The sequence below is a fragment of the Streptomyces sp. NPDC043870 genome, from assembly GCF_056435785.1.
Window position 1 is genome coordinate 1 of record NZ_JBWKDT010000154.1, and the last position, 1,107, is coordinate 1,107.

Below are 1,107 nucleotides of genomic sequence, written 5' to 3' on the forward strand. Positions count from 1 at the left end.
AACTCGTTGTGCGAGTGAAGCTGATGCCGGAGGCCGAGCAGACCGCCGCACTTCTCGCGACCCTGCGCACGGTCAACGAGGCCGCGAACTGGGTGTCGACGGTGGCCTTCGAGTGCGGCATTCCGCGCGAGTACGAGCTGCGCAAGCACACCTACGCGGAGTTGAAGTCGCGAGGGCTGGGGGCGCAAGCAGCCCAGCACACCATCAAGAAGGTCCGCGACGCCTACACGACACTCAAGGCCAACATCAAAGCCGGGAACCTCGGCAGACCGGGCTCGAAGCGGCGCAGGAGGGCCGAGTCCAAGCCGCTTGCCTTTCGGTCCCAGGCAGCCCAGCCGTACGACGACCGGTGCCTGAGCTGGCAGTACGACGCGCAGACGGTGTCCATCTGGACCACCGCCGGACGCATCCGGGGTGTGCGGTTCGTCTGCTCCGCCGACGGCCTGAAGATGCTGCGGGAGCACCGGCAGGGCGAGTCTGATCTGGTCGAGCGTGACGGCGTGTTCTACCTGATCGCCACCTTCGAGGTTCCCGAGGCCGAGCAGTACGAGCCCGAGCAGTTCATCGGGGTGGACCTCGGTATCGTCAACATTGCCGCCACGTCCACTGGCTACCGGGCCGCCGGGCGCGGCCTGAACCGGCACCGCAAGCGGCAAGGCGACCTGCGCACCAAGCTCCAGCGCAAGGGCACCAAGTCCGCCAAGCGGCTCCTGAAGAAGCGCAACCGGCGCGAACAGCGCCATGCCGCGAATCAGAACCACATCATCGCCAAGACGATCGTGACCGAGGCTGAACGCACCTCATCCGGGATCTCCTTGGAAGAACTCAAGGGAATCCGGCAGAGGGTACGGCTCCGCAAGCCCCAACGGGTCGCGCTCCACTCCTGGGCCTTCGCCCAGCTCGCAGACTTCATCGTCTACAAGGCCCGCAGGGCCGGCGTGCCCGTGGTCTTCGTCGATCCCGCCTATACCTCGCAGCAGTGCTGCGAGTGCGGCCACATCGACAGGAAGAACCGGGCCAGCCAGGCCCTCTTCGCCTGCCGGAACTGCGGGGTCGTTGCCCACGCGGACCGGAACGCTTCCCACAACATCGCCCGCAAGGGCGAGG

At 66.7% G+C, this 1,107-nt stretch carries 1 protein-coding gene; it reads left to right on the forward strand.

Annotated elements, in window-relative coordinates:
• The coding region (locus tag AC0699_RS39810; RefSeq protein WP_478671634.1) for an RNA-guided endonuclease InsQ/TnpB family protein at positions 1–1,107 on the forward strand (1,107 nt) is incomplete at both ends.